The organism is Sphingomonas sp. 66-10 (assembly GCF_001897045.1).
Taxonomy (GTDB): domain Bacteria; phylum Pseudomonadota; class Alphaproteobacteria; order Sphingomonadales; family Sphingomonadaceae; genus Sphingomonas; species Sphingomonas lycopersici.
In genome coordinates this window covers 51,667-57,404 of sequence record NZ_MKRR01000159.1, presented here as the reverse complement: position 1 = coordinate 57,404, position 5,738 = coordinate 51,667, and the positions used below count along the sequence as shown (strand labels likewise).

Annotated in this window: 7 protein-coding genes; all 7 read right to left on the bottom strand. The window is 66.2% G+C overall.

Annotated features, from left to right (window positions below; genetic code table 11):
• Positions 1–167: 167 nt before the first annotated feature.
• The 7 genes from BGN95_RS24740 to BGN95_RS24710 all read right to left on the bottom strand — a co-directional run bounded on the left by BGN95_RS24740 (position 168) and on the right by BGN95_RS24710 (position 5,738).
• Positions 168–1,181, bottom strand: a complete 1,014-nt coding sequence (locus tag BGN95_RS24740; protein WP_286774347.1) for an aldo/keto reductase — start codon at positions 1,179–1,181, stop codon at positions 168–170.
• Between the two features lie 120 nt (positions 1,182–1,301).
• Positions 1,302–2,252: a Gfo/Idh/MocA family oxidoreductase gene (locus BGN95_RS24735; RefSeq protein ID WP_265271024.1), complete on the bottom strand. Its 951-nt coding sequence runs from the start codon at positions 2,250–2,252 to the stop codon at positions 1,302–1,304.
• Positions 2,253–2,280: 28 nt separating this feature from the next.
• On the bottom strand, positions 2,281–3,159 hold the full coding sequence (locus tag BGN95_RS24730; RefSeq protein WP_179511354.1) for a class III extradiol dioxygenase subunit beta: 879 nt from the start codon (positions 3,157–3,159) through the stop codon (positions 2,281–2,283).
• Entirely contained in the window at positions 3,159–3,569 is a 411-nt protein-coding gene (gene ligA, locus BGN95_RS24725; RefSeq protein WP_179511355.1) for a protocatechuate 4,5-dioxygenase subunit alpha, read from the bottom strand. Before ligA ends, BGN95_RS24730 begins: the two co-directional genes overlap by 1 nt.
• Positions 3,566–4,591, bottom strand: coding sequence for an amidohydrolase family protein (locus BGN95_RS24720; RefSeq protein ID WP_286774346.1), 1,026 nt, complete (start codon positions 4,589–4,591; stop codon positions 3,566–3,568). Before BGN95_RS24720 ends, ligA begins: the two co-directional genes overlap by 4 nt.
• Positions 4,588–5,454, bottom strand: coding sequence for an NAD(P)-dependent oxidoreductase (locus BGN95_RS24715; protein ID WP_286774345.1), 867 nt, complete (start codon positions 5,452–5,454; stop codon positions 4,588–4,590). Before BGN95_RS24715 ends, BGN95_RS24720 begins: the two co-directional genes overlap by 4 nt.
• 194 nt (positions 5,455–5,648) lie before the next feature.
• Positions 5,649–5,738, bottom strand: a complete 90-nt coding sequence (locus BGN95_RS24710; protein ID WP_286774349.1) for a hypothetical protein — start codon at positions 5,736–5,738, stop codon at positions 5,649–5,651.

The following is a 5,738-nucleotide window of genomic DNA, read 5'->3' as shown; positions in this document are numbered from 1 at the left end:
CCACCCCCGGCGATCACCCCATCCTCCAATCAGATCGGGCAACCTTCAACATACAAGGGGCCGGGGGTGGGTTGGCCCGAAGGGGCACCGTCGCCCGCGCCTCACACCCACCCACCCCCACCCCTCCCTTCACGAGGGAGGGGAGTAAGAAGGGGAAGGGGAAGGGATCAGGCCAGTTCCTCGTCCGCGAAGGTCTCGGTGTCGATCTGCGCCTGCATCGCGGCGGAATAGCGCGGTCCCTTGATCGATCCGGGGGCGAAGATCGTTTCCACCTCCGCCAGCACCTCGGCGCCCGGATCGAGCGCGATCGCGCCGAGATCCTCTTCCAGATGCGTGATGCTGCGCGTGCCGGGGATCGGCACGACATTATCCCCGCGCGACAGCACCCAGGCGAGCGCGAGCTGCGCCGGAGTCGCGCCGATCCGCGCGGCGAGCGCGTTGAACGCGGCCACTACCTTCAGATTGTGGCGCAGATTCTCGCCGTTGAAGCGCGGCATCGCGCGGCGGATATCGTGTTCGGCCTCATAAATGTCGTCGTGCACCGCGTCGCACAGCAACCCGCGTGCGACCGGCGAGAAAGCGACGAAGCCGATCCCCAGGGCGCGACAGGTATCGAGCACCGCTATCTCGGGGTTGCGCACGACCGGCGAATATTCGCTCTGCACCGCGGCGACCGGGTGGACGGCGTGCGCGCGGCGGATCGTTGCCGCGCCCATTTCGGAAAGCCCGATCGCGCCGATCTTGCCGGCCTCGTGTGTACGCGCCAACGCGCCGGCCGATTCCTCGATCGGTACGTTGCGGTCGAGCCGGGGGAGATAATAGAGATCGATATGATCGGTCCCGAGCCGCTGCAGCGCCGCATCGAGCGTCGCGGCGATCGCGGCGGGCGAGCCGTTGAGCCCGCGCTTGCCGTCGTACATGTCGAGCACGCATTTCGAGGCGAGCGTGAATTCGCGCCGACGGTGGATCACCGAGGCGCGGATCAGCTTCTCGTTCTGCCCTGCGCCGTAGAGCGCCGCGGTATCGAGCAACGTGACCCCGAGATCGAGCGCGCGATTGAGCAGCCGCCCGCCTTCCTCCGCGCTCGGCGGGATGCCGTAAGCGTGGTTGAGGTTCATGCACCCGAGCCCGATCGCCGAAACGGTAAGCGGCCCGAGATTGCGGGTGGGAAGTGCGGTCACGGCGGCGCTCCTATGAGGTTTGCGGCGTGTGCTAAAGCATCGGATGCGAAATGGCACCCCGCCATCCTTCGCGCTCTCTTCTTCCTCCCCTCCCTGTTCAAGGGAGGGGAGGAAGAAAGGTCAGCCTCGTGCCAGTTGCTTCTCCAGCTGATCGAGCACGCGGTAGCACGGCATCACCTGCGCCACCGAGGCATTGGGCTCGCGCCCTTCGCGGATCGCGGCGACGAACTCGCGATCCTGCAGTTCGATGCCGTTGTTCGAGACAGTGACCCCGGTGAGGTCGATCGGCTCCTCCTTGCCGGTCACCAGATCGTCGTAGCGCGCGATCCAGGTGCCGGTGTCGCAGATGTAGCGGAAGAAGGTGCCGAGCGGCCCGTCGTTGTTGAAGCTCAGCGACAAGGTGCAGATCGCGCCGGTCGCGGCCTTGAGCTGGATCGACATATCCATCGCGATGCCGAGTTCGGGGTGGATCGGCCCCTCGATCGCATTGGCGGCGACGATCGGTCCGGCCTGATAGGCGAAGAGATCGACGGTATGCGCGGCGTGGTGCCACAAGAGGTGATCGGTCCAGCTCCGCGCCTCGCCCTTGGCGTTGATATTCTGGCGCCGGAAGAAATAGGTCTGGACGTCCATCTGCTGCACCTGCGCCTCGCCGCTGGCGAATTTGCGGTGGAGATATTGATGGCTCGGGTTGAACCGCCGCGTATGGCCGACCATCGCGACGAGCCCGGTTTCCTGCTGCTTCGCCAGCACCTTTTCGCCGTCGGCAAGGCTGTCGCACAGCGGGATTTCGACCTGCACATGCTTGCCGGCGTCAAGGCATTGCAGCGCCTGTGCCGCGTGCATCTGCGTCGGGGTGCACAGGATCACGGCGTCGACATCGTCGCGCGCCAGCGTGTCGGCCAGCTCGGTCGTGGCATGGCCGATGCCGTATTTCGCGGCGATCGCCTGCGTCGGCTCCAGCCGTCGCCCGACAAGGCTGGTCACCGCCACCCCGTCGATATTCTTCAGTCCGTCGAGATGCTTCTCGCCAAAGGCGCCGGCGCCGGCGAGCGCGATGCGGAGGGTCATGTTCGTCTCTCTTGTCGGGAAGGGGAAATCAGGCCGCGCCGCTGCCGGTCATGTCGAGGCCCTCGCCGTTATCCGGGCGCAGCACGATATGGCCGATCGCGGTGTTCGAGCAGGGGACGTGATAATGGCGGTGGAGCGCGCGCGTCCGCTTGCCCAGCGCGCCGCGCATGATCAGCCACATCACCATCTCGATCCCCTCGGAGCCGGTCTCGCGGAGATATTCGATATGCGGCACGTGGCGCAGCTCGTCGCCCTCGCCGATCAGCCGATCGAGGAAGCGATTGTCCCATTCGCGGTTGATCAACCCCGCGCGCGGCCCCTGAAGCTGGTGGCTCATCCCGCCGGTGCCCCAGATCTGCACGTTGATGTCCTCCGGGAAGCTCGCCACCGCACGCGCGATCGCCTCGCCCAGCGCCCAGCAGCGGTTGCCCGAGGGCGGCGGATAGGTGACGACATTGACCGCCAGCGGCACCACCTTCACCGGCCAGGCGTCGGGCTTGCCGAACATCATCGACAGCGGGACGGTGAGCCCGTGATCGACGTCCATCTCGTTGATGATCGTCATGTCGAATTCTTCGAGGATCAGGCTCTGCGCGATATGCCAGGCGAGATCGGGATGCCCCTCCACCTCGGGCACCGCGCGCGGCCCCCAGCCTTCGTCGGCGGGTTTGTAGCGCTCGCCGCAACCGATCGCGAAGGTCGGGATCACCTTCATGTCGAAGGCGGAGGCGTGATCGTTATAGACGAGGATCACGACATCGGGCTTCTCGGCCTTCTCCCAATCGCGGGTCCATTGGTAGCCTGAGAAGATCGGGCCGAAATAATCGTCCCCATCCTTGCCGAAATCGCTCGCGACGCCGAGCAGGGGGACGTGGCTGGAGCCGACGCCGGCGGTGATCCGCGCCATCAGTTCTTCCCCTTGATGCTGCGCGCGCCTTCGGGCGAGCGGCCGCCTGCGATCATCATTTTGGTATAGTCCTGGAAATTCATGTCGGTCATCGACGAGACGGCTTCCGCGAAGCTCAGCCCGTCGGTGGAGAACAATTTGGCGAGAAAATAGACGTTCCCGCCCAGATCGAGGCAGCGGTTGTAATCGCGTGCCAGCAGCGCCGCTTTCTGCTCCTCGCTGAGCGGCCATTCGTCGAGATAGGCGCGCTCGTCGGCCTTGAAGCGTTCGCGGTTCTCGGGCTTCATCAGGCTCATCGCGAACTGGTTCATATGATAGCCGGCACGCGCGCGCTTCGCGGTGAACACGCGGGTGCCGGGGATATCGTCGAATTCGGCGAGATATTGGTGGATATCCTTCGGGCCGGTCATCGCCCTTTCTCCTTGAGCCGGGCGTCGAGCCGCGGGAAGACGCGGCGCGCATTGCCTTCATAGATTGCGTGGCGCTGATCGTCGCTGATCGGCAGCGCATCGACATAGCGTTTGGTGTCGTCGAAATAATGCCCGGTCTCGGGATCGATACCCCGCACCGCGCCGACCATCTCGCTGCCGAACAATATGTTCTTGGTGTCGATCACCTTGGCGAGCAGATCGACGCCGGGCTGGTGATAGACGCAGGTATCGAAATAGACGTTGTTCATCACATGCCCGGCGAGCGCGGGCTGCTTGAGCATGTCGGCGAGCCCGCGATAGCGCCCCCAATGATAGGGCACCGCGCCGCCGCCGTGCGGAATGATGAAGCGCAGGTCGGGGAAATCGCGGAACAGATCGCCCTCCATCAGTTGCATGAAGGCGATCGTGTCGGCGGCGATATAATAAGCGCCGGTGGCGTGGAGCCCGGGATTGCACGAGCCCGAGACGTGGATCATCGCCGGCACGTCGAGCTCGACCATCGCCTCGTAGAAGGGATACCAGAAGCGATCGGTGAGCGGTGGGGCGGTGAAATGCCCGCCGCCGGGATCGGGGTTGAGGTTGCAGCCGATGAAGCCCAGTTCCTCGACGCAGCGCCGCAGTTCAGCGACCGAGGCGGTGAGATCGGTCTTGGGGTTCTGCGGCAGCATGCAGACCCCGGCGAAGATGTCCGGATAGAGGTCGACGCAGCGCTTGATCAGATCGTTGTTGGCGCGCGCCCAGGCGATCGCCACCGCCTCGTCGCCGACATGCGGCGCCATCGCCGAGGCGCGCGGGGAAAAGATCGTCATGTCCGCGCCGCGTTCGCGCAGCAGGCGGAGCTGGTTCTGCTCCAGCGTCTCGCGGATCTCGTCGTCGGAGATGACGGGATAGGGCGGCGCGGCGGTGCCGGCCTTGAACGCCGCCTTCTGCGCCTCGCGCCATTCGTTATGCGCGGTGGGGGCGGTGGTATAATGGCCGTGGCAGTCGATGATCATCGTCATGCAGGCTGTTCCTGACGCGTCAGCAGGGGGAGGATGAGGTCGAGCTTGGCGGCGAGCCCGTCGGGCGGCGCGGTGTTCAGCGATCCGATCGCGCGCTGCCGCTCGACCGTGCCGCGTGTCATCGCGCTGCCGGTGCCGAGCGCGTCGAGCGTCTTGGTCACCTCTTCCATCTCGGCGGCACGGCGCTGGCCGTGGAGCATCATGCGATCGAGGTTGTAATCGAAGCGCTTCGCCCAATCCGCGCCCGGCCAGCTCGCGTCGAGCGAGGCGATCACCGCCGCGCGCACCCCGGCGGCTTCGGCGGCGAGCGCGCATTCGGCGGTCAGCGCCTCGATCCCCTTGACCATCACCGATCGGATCATCTTGATCGCCGACGCGTCGCCCACCGAGGGGCCGGCGATCGCGATATTGGTAAAGCCGAGATCGCGCAGCGCCGCGGCCCCCGCCTCGGCATGCGGGCCGGCGACGAGCAACGGCGTCGCGTGGCGGCCGGGGTGGACCGGCGCCATCACCGCGACATCGACATACCGCGCGCCGATCGCGGCGGCGGCGGCGCGCTTGGTGTCGGGCGCGACTGAATTCATGTCGAGCCACAAAGCGTCGGATGCGAGATGCGGCGCGGCGGTGTGCGCGGCGACCAGCGCCTGATCGGCGGTGACGAGCGACAAGACCGTTTGGGCACCTGCCAGCGCCTCGGCCGCGCTGTCGGCGCGGGCTACACCGGCAGCAGCGAAATCGGCGAGCTTGTTTGCGCGCGTCGCAGGGGTGTCGAGCTTGATGTCATAGCCGCGAATGTCGCTACGCCCGGGCGGCGCGAACGCCGCGCCTGCCTCGCCGAAGCCAATGAACGTCGCGCCTCTCATGGCGCTGGTGGTAAGGGGCGTCGCTGTCCGTGCGCCAATCGGAAGCGGGGCGTGGCTATTCGTTTTCCTGAATTCACCCTCGTCACCCCGGCCTTGAGCCGGGGTCCATTGTGCCGCGAGCTCTGCGATCAGAACCTCTTGCCCTGAGCCTGCCTCGCGATGGACTCCGGCTCAAGGCCGGGGTGACGGACGTTTTACAGGCTGGCCGACGCCTCCTCGATCAGCGCGATCAGCCGGCGTTGCATCGCGGTCGGGCGCCAGTCGGTGCGGGTGGTGAGGCCGAT

Excerpts from the sequence above, each read along its gene's own strand:
- ligA (WP_179511355.1), bottom strand. The coding sequence starts at position 3,569 with ATGACCGGCCCGAAGGATATCCACCAATATCTCGCCGAATTCGACGAT.
- BGN95_RS24720 (WP_286774346.1), bottom strand. The coding sequence starts at position 4,591 with ATGACGATGATCATCGACTGCCACGGCCATTATACCACCGCCCCCACC.
- BGN95_RS24715 (WP_286774345.1), bottom strand. The coding sequence starts at position 5,454 with ATGAGAGGCGCGACGTTCATTGGCTTCGGCGAGGCAGGCGCGGCGTTC.
- BGN95_RS24735 (WP_265271024.1), bottom strand. The coding sequence starts at position 2,252 with ATGACCCTCCGCATCGCGCTCGCCGGCGCCGGCGCCTTTGGCGAGAAG.
- BGN95_RS24730 (WP_179511354.1), bottom strand. The coding sequence starts at position 3,159 with ATGGCGCGGATCACCGCCGGCGTCGGCTCCAGCCACGTCCCCCTGCTC.